Origin of the sequence: Rossellomorea aquimaris (assembly GCF_020172085.1) — a bacterium.
In the GTDB taxonomy this organism is placed as follows: domain Bacteria; phylum Bacillota; class Bacilli; order Bacillales; family Bacillaceae_B; genus Rossellomorea; species Rossellomorea aquimaris_E.
This window is the reverse complement of sequence record NZ_JAIVAT010000003.1, coordinates 193,569-210,799: the sequence shown is the minus strand read 5'-3', so window position 1 is coordinate 210,799 and position 17,231 is coordinate 193,569. Positions and strand designations below refer to the sequence as shown.

Here is a 17,231-nt window from a genome sequence, read left to right as displayed (position 1 = left end):
CGCTGTGATCTCTATCTCGGTAACTTCACTTGAAAAATGGTTCCCTTGTTATTATTGTCCAACACTTTAATCGTCCCATTGTGGCTGGATACAATCCAATGGGCTATTGCCAACCCAAGTCCTGTCCCGCCTTTTTCTCTTGATCTCGCTCTGTCCTCTCTAAAGAAGCGTTCGAATATCCGCTCCCTATTTTCCTCATTAATCCCGATTCCTGTATCACTTACTTCCAAAACGACCTTATTTCCTTCCAGGTAGGTTTTGACACCGATCTCTTCATTCTCAGCAGTGAACTTTAAAGCATTATCAAGAAGAATAACCATCAGCTGGTGGATTCTGCTTTTATCCGCTTCTATCTCTGTATCAGCATGTAACTGAACCCATAGTTTTTTATCCTGCATGTCAGCAAACTCAATATAAGGCTGACACACACTTTCAATGAATTCATCCACATCAAACGTTTCGTCATTCAATTGAGACTCCAATGAGTCCGCTCGGGCAAGTGTAAGCAGATCTGAAGTCAATTGAGAAAGCCTTCTTGTTTCAGACAAACTAAGGGCAATGCTTTCAAAGGTATCAACAATCTTTTTATTCGGTTCTGTCAGCATCAGCTCCAGCTTATTTTGAATAATCGTTAACGGGCTTCTAAGTTCATGTGATGCATTCTCCACAAATTCCGCCTGCCGGTTCCACGATTTAATTATGGGCTTCATTGTTTTTTTGGAAAGAAGGTAGCTTATCGTTATAGAAAGAATAATACTAACAACAGAGCAAATCAGTAGAATCCATCCGAAATTCCCCATTAAATTTTTCTCAGCATCAATACTGATCAGCAGCTGGGTATAACGAAAATCATTGTTATCCTCATTTTTAAAGGACAACGACCGAAACGTATATTGGTCATTGATTTTCATACTCGTTATTTCATCCAACGGTTCAAAGCTAAAGTCAGCATCCTTCAAATAGTTTTGATAAAACTGGGTGCCAATTTGTTCTTGATTGACAATCTCTCCCTCACTATTCCAATGAAGTACGATAATCCTTGGGTTCAGAGGGGGTAAGTTCCTATCAGGCTTATCACGATCAGGTGGGGAACCTGGTGGAAATTGTGAATCATTTTCCTCTATCATCATTTTCTTTAAAAACAATAGCTCTTCGTCCACTTTCTTATAGAGCGTACTTTGAACCAGGCTGAAAATAATCACACCAAATATGGCAAAAATCGCTGTGAACGCAACAAAATTCAGCAGCATAAAGCTCAACTGCTGCTTCGAGAGTATTTTTTTCTTATTCATATTCATGACTCTCTTCAGTCAGCATATAGCCCAGCCCACGGAACGTCTTTACATACTGATCATAGTTAAACGGTTTAAGCTTCTTTCGAATATGGCTCGTGTACACTTCCACCACCGTATTCGTTGTATCGGATTGAAACCCCCATACCCGATCAAAAATCTGCTCCTTCGTTAAAATCGTTTCTTTGTTATTCATCAAGTACTCAAGTAAATCAAATTGCTTCCCATTTAGCTTGAGCTGAGCTTGTCCGATCATAGCCGACTTCGTTTTGAGATTGAGTTTAAGATCTTTAAACGCCACACTGTTTTCCTTAAACTCCCCAATCGTTCGTCTAACAATTGCCTCTAACCTTAGTAACAGCTCTTCCCGATGAAAAGGCTTTACCAAATAATCATCTGCACCTAATCGAAGACCTTGAATTTTATCATCGATTCCATCTTTCGCTGTTAAAAAGATAACGGGCGTCCTAATCTCTTTTGCTCTTAATTCCCGGAGAATCTCATAACCGTTCATATTGGGCAGCATCACATCCAATATAATGATGTCATATATGTTCTGCTCCGCTAAATAAAGCCCCTCTTCTCCATCAAACGCTTGCACCGCTTCGTATAACAACTTCGTCGACTCAACAATTGTATCTGAAAGAATGGGATCATCTTCAACAATTAATATTTTCATGTTACCCTCACTCCCTCATGGGCTTTTTCTTATCAGTATACTTAGTTTACCTTAAGGTATCCTTAAAAATAGTTATTAGAGGTGTAGTTTCTGCACATCATTACTGATCACACCTCAATTGCTAACCCATAATTCACGAAAAAATATAGCTATGTATAACCCATAAATAAACTACTATCGAAAATCACAAGCTAAACAAAATAGGTCCGTCCCTCTTCAAAAGAGGGACGGACCTTCATTTCACTTAAAACAACATGGCCTTAACTTGATTAGGTTTTAATGTTACAGCCGCTTCCGAGTTTTGGGATTCTAATGGTTGGATCGGCTCTTCATTCAGTTTCACTTCATCTATTTGACCTTCTTGATAGTGGAATCGGAAGGATCCTTCTACTTCTTCCTCAGTCGGGTTATAAAAACGGATGAGCAATCGATTTTCTTCCTCTGCCTTCTTCAAAGTGCTGAGCACGACATCAGCGGATGTTTCCTCAAGGAGGCTATAAACCGTTGGTGTGACAATACCTGAAGAATTCAGCTTCATTGCGTTGAATGGAATTTTATTATACGTCTGGATTGGCGTAGTATATTCCTTCGCCATTCTTCCTACCTTTGCTTGAGATAAAGATCCTTTATGCATCACCAGGGCAAAGTCCAATTGAAGCTTCCCGATCATTTGAGAATCCGGAGTCGGCAATTTGATTCCCGATGGTCTTCCAGGTCTTCTTACCAGTTCTTCTTTCCCTAATACGCCGACACTTCTAAACAGGGTGACGGCCATCGTATCGAATGAACCCCCGATGATTTCATACTCACGGGTGCTGTTGGTGAGAACACTGACACCGCGGTCCCCATCCGTCAATCCGACAAATGAAAGCATTGGATAGATGGAATCTGGGCGTTCATCCCAATCTTCCTTCTCCCAAACACTCATCGCACCGTCTACTACATCACGTTGAATCAGTCCGAATTGATTGTCTGACCATGATATGGAAGAGGCAATCTCCGTTGGAATCAGGGCACGAAGTCGATGATCCTTCGCTTCGTTTTCGATCGTGGCGCTGATTTGAATCACAGGTTGATGCTGTGGAATGGTAACATGCCATGTAACCGAAACCGTACTATCCAGCTTTCCTGCTTTTCGGCTATCGAGATCTTTCGGGACATTCAACTCCACATCAATCTCCAGGTCTACCCCATAACGGTTCTGTCTTAAAGAGATATTCGCAGCCGTCTGGTCGCTGTAAATCAATTTTTCCCCTTCCAGTGGAGAATAATCGTACTCGTCTCCATCGTCTCCGCCGTTTTCAAGAAGGAGAACCTGATCCATTTCGCTTCCATCACGCTTATCTTTTATGTGGAGCGTACCGTTGGCTTGCACTCTCAAACGATAAATGTCCGTCTCTACTTCATGAGTATCCGTTTCCTTCAGGGATATTTCTGCAGCCTCATGGGAAGTTCCTTTAATTCTATAAGCCTTATATCCCATCGCAGGGACGGTGTCCTTCCATTGAATACTATATTCATAGAAAGGATCATAGTTTCCATAATGGACAATCTGGCGGTCAATCAGGCCTGGATCAAGAATTTCTTTCCCGACCACTTCATACGGAATTGCCGTTCCGTCCATATCTTCCAAAGTAAAGGCATTTAACTTACTGACCACCTTCGTCGTCACCACTTCTTCTCTTTCATACGGAAGGAGATTAAAGGCGGTCAATAAATCATCACCTGATTCATTTTTAATCGAATCGGTTATTTTCCGTTTGTAGAATTCGATCAGCTGGTCCGTCTTTTCTTCTGCAATGAAGAAGCGGTTAAGGATTTCCCTGTGAACCTTATCAGAACAGCAGCACCCGATGCTGTCGTGGGCGTGATTTTTCATGATTTCTTTCCAAATCAATTCAATGAAACCGTGATGATATTCAAAGCCTAAGGAATGGGCGATAGACGCAAGAGGCTCCAGCACATTGGTCAATTTGTTCTCGATTCTTGTATTGGCCGCTTTGATATCCATTCGAGTAGAGAAGATACTGCGGTGAACCCTCATATACTTGCCATCAAGGAATTCTCCGGAAAGAACGGAAAGATCCTCGTTCTTTTCCAATTCATGAAAGATATTTTCGTACCGGCTCAGGAAAAATTCCCGATCTGGATAAAGATCCTGAAGCTTGTTGATGATGACATCGATATTCTTCTGGATCGGCATTTGGTCGTGTCCGTTTGGTAGAATGATATGATCGGTGGTAGCCCCTCTGTCCAGTACAGAGAAATACTTATCGATCCGTTTCGTCAACGCCTCTTCATCTTCAGGTAAGTACTTCCCGATCGCATATCCAAGAGGGAAAAGTTGAACAAGCACACGTGAACCATCATCACTCTCCCAGTAGAACTCCGTTTTATCCGTTCCGTGACGTTCTGACGTACCTCTCCAAAAGATTGAATACTGAATATCGAAGCCATTGAAAATCTGTGGCATTTGGGAAGACTGCCCGAAAGAATCCGGTAAGTAACCAATCTTCATCGGTGCTCCAAACTCCTGGCTATCTTTATGCCCGTAAAGAAGATTGCGCACAATGGATTCCCCGCCAACCACCATTTCGTCCGTTTGGGTATACCAAGGACCAATGATTAACTTTCCAGCCTGCACCAGATGTCGAACCCGCTCCCTATTTTCCGGCTTCACAGCAAAATAGTCTTCTAATATAGAGGTTTGCCCGTCCAGTACATAATAAGGGTAGTCCGGATCATTCTCGAGTTTGTCCATGATTTCTTCCATATTATTCACTAATAGAATCCTAGATTCTTCCGTTGAAAAATACCATTCTCTGTCCCAATGCATATGCGGAACGATGTGTACCTTCTTCATGTATTCCATTCCTCCTAAGAAGTTATGTCTGTTAGTCGTCAATGTGTATGGTTAAGCAGCGAGGCTGTTTTCTTTCGATAATTTACTCTTTCTGGTCAGGATCAACAAGAACATCGAGATGACAGCACCCAAGATGGCGGCACCAAGCCAAATTCCTGCTGCAAGCAGCATCGGCTGACCTTTCAATAAGGCAAGGGAGAAGATTCCTGCTCCCGGCACGTTCAGCCCAAGATCAAAATACGCCACGATGGCCCCTGTCACGGCAGACCCTGCAATCAGTGAAGGAATAACTCTCAGTGGATCATTTATCATAAATGGGATGGCCCCTTCTGTAATACCGGCAAGGCCAAGGAGCCAGGTCTGCTTTCCGATTTCCTGCTCTTGAAGGGAGAAATATTTCTTCCCGATAATCGTCGCACCCGTTACGGCAAAGGCCGAGACCATTTTTACCGAAGCGAAGGTCGCGTACGGTATGAAATTCCCGCTTGCCATAGCTCCGATACAGAATGTATAAGCTGCCTTATTGACTGGCCCCCCAAGGTCGAAGGACACCATTGCACCAAGGATGGCCCCAAGGATAAGAGCATTTGTCCCAGACAAACTTCCAAGCCATTCAATCAATCCGTTGTTCATCCAAGCGAGGGGCTCCCCGATCAGGAATAACATGATGGAACCTACTACAAGTGTTCCCAGTACAGGATAAACCCAGAAGCTGATGAAACCTGCGAATGTTCCTTTTGGCTGGATTTTTCTCTTCAGGAATTTCAGGAAGAAACCTGCAAGGAAACCACCGAGCATCCCTCCAAGAAATCCGGAACCAATCAGATTGGCCGCAACCCCTGCAGCAAATCCGGGTCCAAGTGCGGGCTTGTCCGCGATGGAATAGGCCATGTATGCGGCGAGGATCGGTACCATTAATTGTCCGAGAAGTCCCCCTCCAAGCTGTCGAAGCAGCCATAACCATGAACCTTCCGTTGCATAGACTTCCTGAAGATTAAAGGCCTGAGAAATCAGAACCGCGGCTGCCAGGGTCATCCCACCTGCAACAATGACGGGAATGATATAAGAAATCCCTGTTAGGATACTATCCTTAATTTCTGTTTTAAACGGCTTATGATCCGATTCTTCCTCTTCGCTTGCAGCAGCACTTTCTTCCTTATACTCCCCTTTAGGAGCTTTTTCAGCTTTTGCCATTGCCTGCTCAAGGAGCCCTTTGGCATTCCTCAAAGGCATGGCAACCGATGTCTTCACCCTTGGAAGATGCGCGAAACGCTCTTCGTCTTTGATCGCCACGTCATTGGCAAAAATAACGGCATCTGCCGCTTTCAACCTCTTTGACGTATGACGGTCTTCAATTCCATTGGCACCCTGCTTTTCTACAAAGACCGTAACCCCTAACTCTTTCCCGGCTTTTGTTAGTGCTTCTGCTGCCATATAGGTGTGGGCAATCCCTGCAGGACAAGCTGTAACCGCGAGCACCATCTTCCCGGTATCCGGAGTTGACGCTTCTTCCTGTTCTCCCCCCACTTCATCCAAACGTCTGAACAACTCTTCACTTGTCGTCGCTTTCAACAGTCCTTCTTTGTATGGTTCATTTGATAATCGTGTTACAAATTCGGATAAGAGAGAAAGGTGCGTCGATCCCGCCTCTTGATCCGGAATGGCCAATAAGATGACAAGCTCCACTTTATTCCCCGGGTCAATACTTTCCCAATCTGTCAGGGGCTTTTCGATTGTCGCAACCGCGAAAGCCGCTTCTTTGACGGTCGTTGATTTTCCGTGAGGAATGGCCAAACCACCTTCAAAGCCGGTCGGTGATAACGCCTCCCGCTCATAAACCGTTTTCAAAAATTCTTCTTGAGAGTGCAATTTCCCCTCATCAGCCAACTGTTTGACTAAGTACTCAATCGCTTCTTTTTTCGAATGAAGATTCAGCTTTGTACTGATCAACTTTGGCGAGGTAAGTGTACGTAATTCCATTGCCTTCTACCTCCTCAAAACTCATTGTAAGTGTTTTCATCACTTGCATTCATCCTAGCAAAAAAAAAATAAGAAGAGCGATTCTTCTTATTTTTACACATGTTCAGCTCATTAAAGCGTTTTCTTGTGTACGGTTACACAATTTCAATAGTGGGACCAAAAATACTGAGATAATGTCTCCAATACAACCATCACAGGCGTACGCACCGTGATATTGTATCCATTTTTCGTTTTCTTCGGTGCATAACAGTACAGATTGATCGTCGCCATGGACTGAAGAGGATTTTTGGTGAAATGCGTCAAGGAAATGATGGGAATGTTCCGCTCTCTTGCTTTTTCTGCAGCCTCTAGCACCAGCTGGGTTTCTCCGGACAGGCTGATGAGAAATAGAACACTCTGATGATTGGTTTGATCCAAGCTGTGAAGGATTTCATGGCGATGAATGTGGTGGCTGGTCGGCTTGCTGACCACCCTTAGATTCCTTGCCATCATTTCACAAAGGTCAGAAGAATCACCTACTCCAAATAACAGAACCTGCTTGGAATCATTTAGAAGCCTGACCGCCTCGAGCATCCGGTCCTTGTCGATGATTTCGAATGTTTTCTGGATCAGGGAGTAGGAATCATCATCAGGAATCACATTAGGGGATTCAAGCTCCTCTTTCAGACTGCTCTTCAAATGAGAAAAGCCGTCGTACCCCAGCTTCTTCGAGAGGCGGGTGATCGTATTGGGAACGGTGTACACGTTCGCTGCCACCATCTGTATGGATTGATTCACAAAGTCCTTCTTATGTTCCTTTATATACTCAATGATTTGATCATCTGTATCGTTCAGCTTGTATTCAAATTTATGGATGCGTTCTTCAAATCGCATCACGGCTCACCTCGCTTAGATATTGAAATCATTATATCAGAAGAATCGGAAAGGATAGCAAATTTATTCAAGGAGGATGTTTATGAAAATCGTTGTGGCCATGGATTCATTAAAAGGAAGTGTGTCATCAGAGGATGCAAACCGAGCGATTGCGAAAGGGCTGCGACTTGCGGGAGGAATGGATATCCATCAGGTCCCGATTGCCGACGGAGGGGAAGGAACCGTCGCCGCCCTCGTATCAGCTCATAAAGGGACACTTGTCCATGTTAATGTGACGGGTCCACTCGGCAAACCGGTAAAGGCAACTTACGGACTGATCAAAAAGGGAACCACCGCCGTGATTGAAATAGCCGAAGCATGCGGACTGCCTCTTCTTAAGAAAGAGGAATTGAATTCAATATCTACCACTTCTTACGGGGTTGGCGAACAGATTCTGGATGCCGCCGGGAAAGGATGTACAGACATCATCATCGGGCTCGGTGGAAGCTCCACCACCGATGCAGGAATCGGTATGCTCCAGGCACTGGGCTTTCAATTCCTGACAGACACTGGATCCTCTGCAGGTTATGGTGGACGGTCATTAAAACACATTTCGGTCATTGATTCCTCCAATGTTCACCCTTCCCTTGAAAAGGTCTGTTTCCACGTCGCATGTGATGTGACGAACCCACTTCATGGACCGAATGGGGCGGCCTTTGTGTTCGGAAAGCAAAAAGGGGCGGGTCCACAGGAAATAGCTGCTTTGGATGAAGGTTTGAAGCACTTCTCTTCTCTCGCCAGTAAGCAATTGGGCATCGACTTACAATCCATCCCCGGAAGTGGGGCAGCAGGAGGATTGGGAGCGGCCTTTACCGCTTTTCTTCACTCTCCTCTCCTCCCAGGTGTTGATTACATCCTCACTGAACTCGGTTTACGGGAGATGCTCCATGATGCGGATGTCGTCATAACCGGCGAAGGAAAACTGGATGGTCAAAGCTCAATGGGAAAAGCTCCTTCCGGTGTGGCGAAGCTTGCAAAACAATTCGGCTCGACTGTCATCGCACTTGCAGGGGATGTCTCAGATGCTGACAAGAGTCTGCATGAGATCGGTATCGATGCCTACTTCAGTATCGTCCCAGGACCTGTAACCCTTGAAAAGGCCATGGAATCTGACTCGGCAACACATAACCTGACACGTACAGGAGAACAAGTCGGCAGGATGTTACTACTTTCAATGAAAACGAAGGATTATACACGATCCAACCAACATTCAGGAGGTCATCACTAATGGAACCATTATTCTTGCAACCACAATTCAAAGAACGGATTTGGGGAGGAAATGCTCTGGAAACGGCATTTGGCTATGGCATCCCCAGCCAATACACAGGGGAATGCTGGGCCATCTCGGCACATCCCAACGGACCGTCAACCATCATGAACGGTCATTTCAAAGATACTTCTCTTGCCACTTTGTGGCACGAACATCCTGAACTATTTGGACACTCCAACTATCCGGAATTCCCTCTTCTCACCAAAATCATCGATGCGAATCAAGATCTATCTGTTCAAGTCCATCCAGATGACGAATACGGGTTGAAGAACAACGGAGAATTGGGAAAGACCGAATGCTGGTACATTCTCGACTGTGAAGAAGATGCTGAGCTCATTTTAGGTCATAATGCCTCAACGAAAGATGAATTTATTAACCTCATCCGCGAAGGAAACTGGAACAACTTATTAAGAAAGGTACCGATTAAACCGGGCGACTTCTTCCATGTACCAAGCGGAACGCTCCACGCGATTGGAAAGGGGACATTGGTTCTTGAGACCCAGCAAAGCTCTGACACCACTTACCGCGTCTATGATTTCGACCGGGTGGATGACCAAGGGATGAAGCGGGAGCTCCACCTTCACCAGGCTATTGATGTCACGACGATCCCTCATCAAGATGCATTACCGAAACGTTGGATTTCACAGCAGGGGCCATCTCTCGTTACCCGCCTTGTAGACTCCCCGTATTTCTCCGTTTACAAATGGGATGTAAGCGAGTCATATGAGGGACATATACTGGATCATTATATGCTCGTCTCCATCATTAGCGGAGAAGGATCCCTGCTTCACGAAGGGAAGGAATATCCTGTCCAGAAAGGAAACCATTTCATTCTCCCGTCAGGATCTGGACATTTCCAATTGAAAGGTCAGATGGAGATCATTGCGTCTCATGAATAGTCATTGAAGAATCGCCCCATTTCTGAATCGAAAGGGGCGATTCTTTCCTCTATTTTCTTGTAAGAAACGTGTATGGTAAGACCTACTATTCCTTCTCCAACCCTCGATGACCTAACACCTTCTCCATATTTTCCTCTCCCCATTCAAACATCAACAAAATAATGGGCTTCAAAGACTGACCAAATTCAGTGAGAGAATATTCCACTTTTGGCGGAACAACGGGATACACTTCCCTATGAACAATTCCATCGGATTCCATTTCTCTCAACTGCAACGTTAACATCCTGTGAGTAATTCCACTATTTAACCTCTTTAATTCGTTGAATCTCTTCTTCCCATCCAGCAAATGAAAGATGATGACGCTTTTCCATTTGCCTCCTATCACGTCGACCGTCCCTTCAACCGGACATGAATAGCGATTTAGAAATCGTTTGCCCTGGGAGTCTTGTTTATGTTCAGTACTCATCTTAGACACTCCTGTTCCTTATCCACAAATGAATTGTGGCTCTCCGACTTATATGACTATTAATTTAACACAGAACAACAATAGAAAAAATGTAAAAGGCATTCCGTCTTGTAACCATCCCTTCTAAGTATCAATTTTGATACTGCATCACATAAATGTGCGTACTTATATTCAATCATGAAATGGGTTAACATGAACGTGTTCAACAAAAAGGTGATATCACCCATTCTTTATAACCGGTTTTGTTTAATAAAAAGTAAAGGTGTGAATATGTTATGGAAAAAATGAAAGCTGTAGGACTATATAAACATTTACCAATTGACCAGAAAGAAAGCCTAGTGGGCTTAGAGATAGAAAAACCCCGCCCTTCTAATCGCGATTTACTAGTACGTGTGGAGGCAATCGGGGTGAATCCCGTGGATTACAAAATCCGCATGTCAAACGGAGAAGAACATGATGAACCCAAAATTCTCGGATGGGACGTGTCAGGTGTCGTAGAAGCAACCGGTCCCGATTGTACAATCTTCAAGCCTGGAGATGAAGTGTACTATGCTGGAGATATTACCCGTCAAGGAGGAAACAGTGAGTTTCATCTCATTGATGAGCGCATTGTCGGTAAGAAACCGAAGTCTCTATCGTTCGCTCAATCCGCTGCACTGCCACTTACAACGATCACAGCATATGAAGCCTTATTTGATCGCTTGAACATCCATCCTGAGCCGGGCCAAAACGAAGGAAAATCCATTTTGATTATAGGTGCTGCCGGCGGAGTAGGATCGATCGCTACTCAACTGGCTAAAAGAGCAGGATTGACGGTAATTGGAACGGCTTCAAGACCCGAAACGGTCAAATGGGCTAAGGAATTCGGTGCTGACCATACGATCAATCATTATCATGAATTCGCTCCCCAATTAAAAGATTTAGGGATTCCATCCGTTGACTATATCTTCTGTCTAAATGCGACAGGCAAACATTGGGCCGGGATGGCGGAAGTGATTTCGCCGCAAGGTAAGATCTGTTCCATCGTAGAAACCAACGAACCTGTAAACATTACTCTGTTGCAATCAAAAAGTGCAACGTTTGTCTGGGAGCTCATGTTTACACGCCCGATGTTCCAAACAGAAGACATGATCAAACAGCACCAACTGTTAAACGAAGTGGCCGATTTAATCGACGACAACGTCATTCAGACAACGCTAAACAAACAACTATCACCCATCAACGCTGAAAACATGAAAGAAGCCCATCGAATGCTTGAATCCGGTTCATCTATTGGAAAGATTGTGTTAGAGAAATTTGAATAAGCTAAAAGTAGCCCTGTGGTAACAGGGCTTCTCTTGGTTAAAAGTGAAGTATCTTGTTGTTTATAAAGCAACTGAAATAGTCTTGAATAGGAAGAAAAAGGAGGATGAACAATGAACATAAATATTACTGCAGCCACAGGTCAATTGGGTACAAAAATCACAGAAGAAGCGTTGAAAGAGTTCACTCCTGATCAAATTGTGCTATCTGTCAGAAGTCCTGAAAAGGCATCTCAGTATGCCGCTCAAGGAGTAGACGTCAGAAAAGCAGATTATACTGACTATCATTCAATGGTTGAAGCATTTAAAAATACAGACGTCCTTCTTTATATTCCAAGTATTTCTTTTCCTAATACAGTCAGGATTGAGGAATTCGAAAACGCGATTCAGGCTGCTGAAGATGCTAAGGTCAAACAGTTTATTTTTGTTGGTTTCATGGCAGACCAAGAGAATAATCCTTTTAAAATGAGTCCTTTTTTTGGCTATGCTGCAAGAAGGCTTGCATCAAGTGACCTGGATTACACACTCGTTCGTAATGCCATGTACCTTGATCCCCTTCCCCCTTACCTCCCTGAATTAGTGGAACGAAAACGCTTATTGTATCCAGTTGGGGATGGGAGAATCTCATTCATTTCAAGAAAAGACATTGCCAAAGCCGTCATTCAACTTGCCATGAAACCGGACTTTTACGGAGGCCGATTCACCTTAACAGGAAGAAAAGCATACACCATGATTGAACTGGCAGACATTCTGAGTGAAGTAAGTAGCTCTTCCATTGCCTATGATCCAATGTCGGCTGAGGAATTTGCCAGAACATACGATGAGCCTAAAGGCTTCGGGAAGGTACTCGCCTCTTTATATGTTGCGGCGGAAATGAACTTAATGGATGAAATAACAGATGATGTCCAACTTCTCACCGGGGAATATCCTGAAGATATAAAGAGCTTTATCACCGATCATTACAAAAAGCTCTAATAAATAAAATAAGCCTGGAGAATACTGTTCAAGCAGCTTTTCCCCAGGCTTTTTCTATCTGCGTTATGAACCAGATTTCTCCCATCAAGATAAAGAATCCCATTTCCCCTCTTAATTTTCACTGTCCCCTCTGGACCTTACATATTGATCATACATTTCTAACTTCTCTTTAATTTTTTCTAAATTATTTGCCTGATCCCTAAGATTCTCTTCCACCCTCATCTTGTGTTCCTCTAATATATTTTTTCGTAATTGAAGGGTTTCCTCTCCCCCTTTATATAGTTGGACATATTTCTTAATTTCCCTGATGGGCATCGCAGTGGCCCTTAAGGCTTTAATAAATAAAATGGATCTAACATTTAAATCGCTATAGATCCTTAATCCATTTTCATCCCTCTCAACAGGAGGAAGAAGGTTCTCTTTTTCATAATATCTGAGCGTGGGAGCGGTTAACCCCGTCTGTTGTGTCACTTGCTTCATCGTATACATGCCATCCCTCCAAAAAATCCAAACATTAGCACTTGCGTTAAAGTGCACTTTACCATTTATAGTTTGGATTATCAACTTGATTTTATTTTTGATTGGGGGGATTCTATCAAGCATAAAAGGTGAATGATATAAAGGTGGAATCAGTTGAACTTACTTACAAAAGCAAATGTTCACGGCAAAAAATGTAGAGATATTTCATAGGAAATGATTTATATACGAGAAAAATAATAGAAAAGGATGATTCATAATGGAAAACAAAATCGCAGTAGTAACCGGAACATCAACAGGTTTAGGACTTGGACTAAGTGAAGCTTTAGCGAAAGATGGTTGGAAAGTATATGCGACAATGAGAAATCTGGACAAAGGAACTCCGATCACTGAGTTACAGGAATCCGGATTAAATATTGAACTTTTACAACTAGATGTTCAATCACAAGATTCCATCGACCGTGCCGTACAGACCGTCATTGAGAAGGATGGCCACATCGACCTTTTCATCAATAACGCAGGTGTTGGTTTCATTAAGACCACAGAACAAAGCACGGAGGAAGAATACCAGAATGTATTTGATATTAATACCTTCGGCCCGATCCGGTGTACGAAAGCAGTACTGCCGTATATGAGAGAAAGACAACAAGGACGGATTGTCTCAATTTCTTCCGTAGGAGGACTGGTTGGACAGCCGTTGAATGAAATTTACTGTGCTTCTAAATTCGCGATTGAGGGGTACTATGAAAGCCTGGCCACGTATGTGACACCTTACTTTGGCGTTGAATTCATGGTGGTAGAACCGGGTGGTATCACATCTGAATTCGCCAACACCATTCTTTCCGATATCGACAAGTCGGGCGGGTTCCAAAAGGATGATTATGAACAAGTATTGAATGATTATATGGGTCAAAGAACGGATCGCGTCGATGGTATTTTTCAAACTCCAGAGGAAATCGCCAATGTCGTCGTAGAGCAACTGAAAGCAGAACAGCTGCCACTTAGAATCAGAACGTCTAAATGGTCTTCCGATTTTACTAAATATAAAACACAAGCAGACCCAACAGGATTGCTTCAAACGAATTTTGTGGTGTCGAGTATGTTAGGGAAGTAAGCGTCTCGATAGGTAAAACATGATGGATAAAAGCCAGGAAGATATCAAAATTGATATTTCCCTGGCTTTTTCATTTTTAGAATATTTTCAAGAACAACATGGAAGGAATGCTTCCCAAGAAAACATTGACAATAATTCCCTATCAAGTTACCATTTACCTACCGGTAAGTAAATAAAGAAAGGACGTTCTTCATGTCAGAAAAATACACAAACATTCTCAATACTTCCTATCGACTATTTGCTGAGAAAGGCTTCGATCAAACGAGCATGTCTTTTATTGCGAAAGAAATAGGGATCACAAAGCCCGCCATCTATTATTATTTCAGCTCAAAGGAAAAGCTCATTCAAACGTTATTCGATTACATCATTGAAGAAATAAACTTCACCAACTTTTTCAATCATCAGGAATACACGAAAGAAAACTTCATGACCAAGCTCACAGACGATGGTGTGAGCATGATGAATAAACAGCTCCAGGATCCCTATTACAACAAGATTATGAACGAGTATTACGTGTTGAGCACGCGGAATTCTTATTACGCTCAGGCACTAAAGAAGGTTTTAGATGAATTCCTGAATGGATTCGTGACACTTTTACAATTAGCACGTGATTATGAATTACTTTCGGAGCATGAGATTCAAACAAAGGCGGAATTTTTGACCATCATCGTAGACGGATTAGACAAATATTCAAACGAAGAGTATTCCTTTGATCCGACGGCGATTTGGGCTTTCTCTGTAAAAAGTATCTTTCAATGAGGTGATTGGAATGGAGAAATCAGCAAAACGAATCATTGGCTTCGATATGGCTCGTGCCTTAGCCATACTAGGAATGGTGATTGTCAATTATAAGATATCAATGAATGCAGAAGGAAATGGCCCTGAATGGTTAAAGACCATCACTGGTTTACTTGAAGGCCGTGCATCGGCCATTTTCGTGATCCTTGCAGGAATCGGTATATCTTTAATGACTAAGAAAGCACGGATGAGTGGTACTCCCTCTAAGGAATATCGGAAGATGATATGGAGACGTTCATTGTTTTTATTCGTTCTGGGGATGATTCTATTTCTCATGCAATGGAGCGCGGACATCCTTCATTATTATGCCTTTTATATGTTCATTGCTTCCTTTTTCATTGTGGCTTCCTCCAGACAATTAATCATCGCCACTGTCGGAATTGTTCTGACCTCACAGATCGGCCAGCTTCTCTTGAACTATGAGTTTGGTTGGGATGCGACTTTTCAGCACTACGAGTTGTTTTGGTCTTGGAAAGGATTCATCAGTAACCTCTTCTATAACGGATACCATCCCATTTTCCCCTGGTCTGCCTTCCTGTTGTTTGGGATGTGGGTGGGAAGGATCAATGTTCAAAATCATTCGATCCGGAAAAAAATGATATCTGTTTCACTCTTCACGTTTGTCATAACAGAAGCTGCTTCCTATACTCTCATCAAACTCTCTGAACCGGCCATGGGTCGTGAGATTGCGTATTATTTATTCGACACGAAACCGATGCCCCCCACCCTGCTTTACATGATTTCCAGCACAAGCACTGCAATCATCGTAATCCTTCTATGTATTATGATTTCTGAAAAATGGAGAGAAACAGCTGTCATTCAAGCATTTGTATACACGGGCCAGCTTGCCCTTACCCTCTATATTGGACATTTTCTCGTCTTGGCTGTTTTCTTTATGTTTGGAGGACTGGCAGAGAACACCTTGCCTTTCGCTGTTACTATTGCGTTGATTTTCTGTCTATTTTCTACAGTTACATCGACTTGGTGGAGAAAAACCTTCAAGAGGGGGCCTGTTGAGTCATTAATGAGAAAAGTAAGTGGATAATGCCGGTACTCTCTTTTCAATAAAACTATTGAACTATTTATCTCCATGTACCAATTTAATAATTTTTATATTTATATAAGACAAAGTCTGTATGACCTGACCGTATTGAATAATTAAGAAACAAGGATAACTCTAATTAATTGACAATATGCTCGAATTTAATTATTATACGTTTAAACACTTAAACATATAAACCTAAATATTTTATTGGATGATTGGATTGTAAGAAAAAGCGATCACTTGCTTTCGTGAATGTATCCTTTTATGAAAAATAGTTAGTGATTCTGCCCGGTAAAATATTATCTTACTCCTATTAACTGTTAATCAAATTACGGAGAAGTTACATTTTGAAAAAGAAAGGGGAACAATGATGAAAAAAACGGCATTAATTACTGGAGCATCTTCAGGAATAGGGAAAGAATTCTCGTACCAATTAGCCAAAAAAGGGATGAATGTGGTATTGGTTGCAAGAAATAAAGAGGCACTTGATCAATTAGCTGAAGAGATTATTCATAAATATAAAGTGGAGGCAACAGTCGTCACAGCCGATTTAAGTGTTGAATATGCAGCCAGAGATATTAGTGAGAAGTTGAAAGAGAAAGGCTTAGAAATTGATTATTTAGTAAACAATGCTGGCTTTGGAACATCAGGTGAATTTTTGGGTAACCCTAAAGAAATGGACCATAAGCAAGTAACAGTGAATGTACAAACGATTGTCGATCTGACACATGAATTTCTTCCCACGATGGTGAAGAAAGGAGAAGGAACGATAATAAATGTAGCTTCTATCGTTTCATTTCAACCAGTACCTTACATGGCCGTATATTCTGCAACAAAATCATTTGTTTTGTCCTTTACGGAATCCCTAGCAGAAGAATATCGTTCTAAAGGTATTACCTTTTTTGCCATTTGCCCAGGCCCGACCGATACAAACTTCTTTCAGTCAGCAGGAGATCCTACTCCAAGTGTTACGAGAACGCCCAAACAAGTCGTGCAAACAGCTTTAAAAGGCATTGATCAGGGAAAGAGTTATGCCATTGACGGTAAGAAAAATTATTTCCTGGCTCAATCTCCTAGATTATTTCCTAGAAAGATGGTTGCCCAACTCTCGGCAAAAGTATCTTTAAAAAGTATGAAGTAAGATACATGAGGAATAGTTA

Annotated in this window: 15 protein-coding genes; 8 read left to right on the top strand and 7 right to left on the bottom strand. The window is 42.5% G+C overall.

Features of this window, described 5'->3' with window-relative positions:
• Positions 1-11: 11 nt before the first annotated feature.
• The 5 genes from LCL96_RS01650 to LCL96_RS01630 form a co-directional block, all read right to left on the bottom strand.
• A complete protein-coding gene (locus tag LCL96_RS01650; protein ID WP_224939758.1) occupies positions 12-1,292 on the bottom strand; it encodes a sensor histidine kinase in 1,281 nt (426 codons plus the stop codon).
• A complete protein-coding gene (locus LCL96_RS01645) occupies positions 1,285-1,971 on the bottom strand; it encodes a response regulator transcription factor (RefSeq protein WP_224939757.1) in 687 nt (228 codons plus the stop codon). Before LCL96_RS01645 ends, LCL96_RS01650 begins: the two co-directional genes overlap by 8 nt.
• 244 nt (positions 1,972-2,215) lie before the next feature.
• Positions 2,216-4,834: a mannosylglycerate hydrolase gene (gene mngB, locus LCL96_RS01640; RefSeq protein ID WP_224939756.1), complete on the bottom strand. Its 2,619-nt coding sequence runs from the start codon at positions 4,832-4,834 to the stop codon at positions 2,216-2,218.
• A gap of 51 nt (positions 4,835-4,885) precedes the next feature.
• Positions 4,886-6,814, bottom strand: a complete 1,929-nt coding sequence (gene mngA, locus LCL96_RS01635) for a PTS 2-O-a-mannosyl-D-glycerate transporter subunit IIABC (RefSeq protein ID WP_224939755.1) — start codon at positions 6,812-6,814, stop codon at positions 4,886-4,888.
• Positions 6,815-6,958: 144 nt separating this feature from the next.
• Positions 6,959-7,687, bottom strand: coding sequence for a MurR/RpiR family transcriptional regulator (locus tag LCL96_RS01630; protein WP_224939754.1), 729 nt, complete (start codon positions 7,685-7,687; stop codon positions 6,959-6,961).
• Positions 7,688-7,769: 82 nt separating this feature from the next.
• Between LCL96_RS01630 and LCL96_RS01625 the strand changes: the two genes are divergently transcribed.
• Entirely contained in the window at positions 7,770-8,954 is a 1,185-nt protein-coding gene (locus LCL96_RS01625) for a glycerate kinase (RefSeq protein ID WP_224939753.1), read from the top strand.
• Positions 8,954-9,895 (top strand): mannose-6-phosphate isomerase, class I, encoded by a 942-nt coding sequence (gene manA / locus LCL96_RS01620; protein WP_224939752.1) that lies wholly within the window; start codon positions 8,954-8,956, stop codon positions 9,893-9,895. Before LCL96_RS01625 ends, manA begins: the two co-directional genes overlap by 1 nt.
• Before the next feature lie 85 nt (positions 9,896-9,980).
• On the opposite strand, the gene LCL96_RS01615 is transcribed toward manA, so the two are convergent.
• Positions 9,981-10,361, bottom strand: coding sequence for a winged helix-turn-helix transcriptional regulator (locus tag LCL96_RS01615; protein WP_224939751.1), 381 nt, complete (start codon positions 10,359-10,361; stop codon positions 9,981-9,983).
• Between the two features lie 275 nt (positions 10,362-10,636).
• On the opposite strand from LCL96_RS01615, the gene LCL96_RS01610 reads away from it, so the two are divergent.
• Together LCL96_RS01610 and LCL96_RS01605 are read left to right on the top strand one after the other, a co-directional pair.
• Positions 10,637-11,665, top strand: coding sequence for a zinc-binding alcohol dehydrogenase family protein (locus LCL96_RS01610; protein ID WP_224939750.1), 1,029 nt, complete (start codon positions 10,637-10,639; stop codon positions 11,663-11,665).
• A gap of 111 nt (positions 11,666-11,776) precedes the next feature.
• Positions 11,777-12,637, top strand: a complete 861-nt coding sequence (locus LCL96_RS01605; RefSeq protein WP_224939749.1) for an SDR family oxidoreductase — start codon at positions 11,777-11,779, stop codon at positions 12,635-12,637.
• 111 nt (positions 12,638-12,748) lie between these two features.
• On the opposite strand, the gene LCL96_RS01600 is transcribed toward LCL96_RS01605, so the two are convergent.
• Positions 12,749-13,126, bottom strand: a complete 378-nt coding sequence (locus tag LCL96_RS01600) for a MerR family transcriptional regulator (protein WP_224939748.1) — start codon at positions 13,124-13,126, stop codon at positions 12,749-12,751.
• 247 nt (positions 13,127-13,373) lie between these two features.
• Between LCL96_RS01600 and LCL96_RS01595 the strand changes: the two genes are divergently transcribed.
• The 4 genes from LCL96_RS01595 to LCL96_RS01580 all read left to right on the top strand — a co-directional run bounded on the left by LCL96_RS01595 (position 13,374) and on the right by LCL96_RS01580 (position 17,212).
• On the top strand, positions 13,374-14,228 hold the full coding sequence (locus LCL96_RS01595; RefSeq protein WP_224939747.1) for an SDR family oxidoreductase: 855 nt from the start codon (positions 13,374-13,376) through the stop codon (positions 14,226-14,228).
• A 192-nt stretch (positions 14,229-14,420) separates the two neighbouring features.
• Positions 14,421-14,987, top strand: a complete 567-nt coding sequence (locus LCL96_RS01590) for a TetR/AcrR family transcriptional regulator (RefSeq protein WP_224939746.1) — start codon at positions 14,421-14,423, stop codon at positions 14,985-14,987.
• A 10-nt stretch (positions 14,988-14,997) separates the two neighbouring features.
• Positions 14,998-16,071, top strand: a complete 1,074-nt coding sequence (locus LCL96_RS01585) for a DUF418 domain-containing protein (protein ID WP_224939745.1) — start codon at positions 14,998-15,000, stop codon at positions 16,069-16,071.
• A gap of 367 nt (positions 16,072-16,438) precedes the next feature.
• The gene (locus LCL96_RS01580) at positions 16,439-17,212 is read left to right on the top strand and encodes an SDR family NAD(P)-dependent oxidoreductase (protein ID WP_224939744.1); all 774 of its coding nucleotides are present in this window, start codon (positions 16,439-16,441) and stop codon (positions 17,210-17,212) included.
• Positions 17,213-17,231: the final 19 nt, after the last annotated feature.